Source organism: Mesorhizobium sp. M7A.F.Ca.US.006.04.2.1 (assembly GCF_004022915.1).
In the GTDB taxonomy this organism is placed as follows: domain Bacteria; phylum Pseudomonadota; class Alphaproteobacteria; order Rhizobiales; family Rhizobiaceae; genus Mesorhizobium; species Mesorhizobium ciceri.
In genome coordinates this window covers 1-798 of sequence record NZ_RZQA01001460.1, presented here as the reverse complement: position 1 = coordinate 798, position 798 = coordinate 1, and the positions used below count along the sequence as shown (strand labels likewise).

The window sequence follows — 798 nt, the reverse complement described above, 5'->3', positions numbered from 1 at the left end:
GTCTTAAAGCGCAACAGAGCGCGGTGGATGAATCGGTTGCCCTGCTGAGCAAGGATTTCGCCGACGTTGATTCCCTCTACGCCAAAAAACTCGTCTCCAAGGAGAGGGTAAGCAACATCAAGTTGGATGCCACCCGGGCCAGGGGAGAATCGGGGCGCCTCGCTGCAGCAGTAGCTGAAGCCCAGGCGCGCATCAGCGAAACGGGGTTGCAGATGCTGCAGCTGGATGACCAAAGGCGCACCGACGTGACGACCGAACTCCGCGAGACGGAAGCCAAGCAGACCGAACTCAACGAACGGAGGATTGTGGCGCAGGATGAACTGACCAAGACAACGATCCGCGCGCCACAGTCCGGAACGATACAGGAATCGGCTGTCCATACCGTCGGCGGCGTTATCGCGCCTGGCGAGATGCTTATGACCATCGTACCTGATACCGACGATCTTGTGGTGGACGCGCTGATCCCTCCGTCGCGGGTCGACGATGTCCGGCCTGGGCAGCCGGTGTCGATCCGTTTTCCGGCGTTCGACGTGGGAACCACTCCGGTCTGCCAAGGGTCAGTGAAACACATCTCGGCAGATCTGATTAAAGACCCGCAACGTCAGCTTTCCTATTTTTCGGCGCGTATCAAGGTTGAAAGCAAATCAAGCTGCCTGACCGAAGCGAAGGTGCTGAGGCCAGGTATGCCCGCCGAGGTTCATATCCGCACCGACGAACGCAATGTCTGGTCTTATCTGTTGAAACCCTTTGCGGATCAGATGTCCAAAGCGTTTACGCAGTGATGGCGAGGTGGAGGAG

At 58.0% G+C, this 798-nt stretch carries 1 protein-coding gene; it reads left to right on the top strand.

Annotation, left to right across the window (positions count from 1 at the left end):
• The coding region (locus EN925_RS38050) for an HlyD family type I secretion periplasmic adaptor subunit (protein WP_128337474.1) at window positions 1-782 on the top strand (782 nt) is incomplete at its 5' end.
• Window positions 783-798 lie beyond the last annotated feature (16 nt).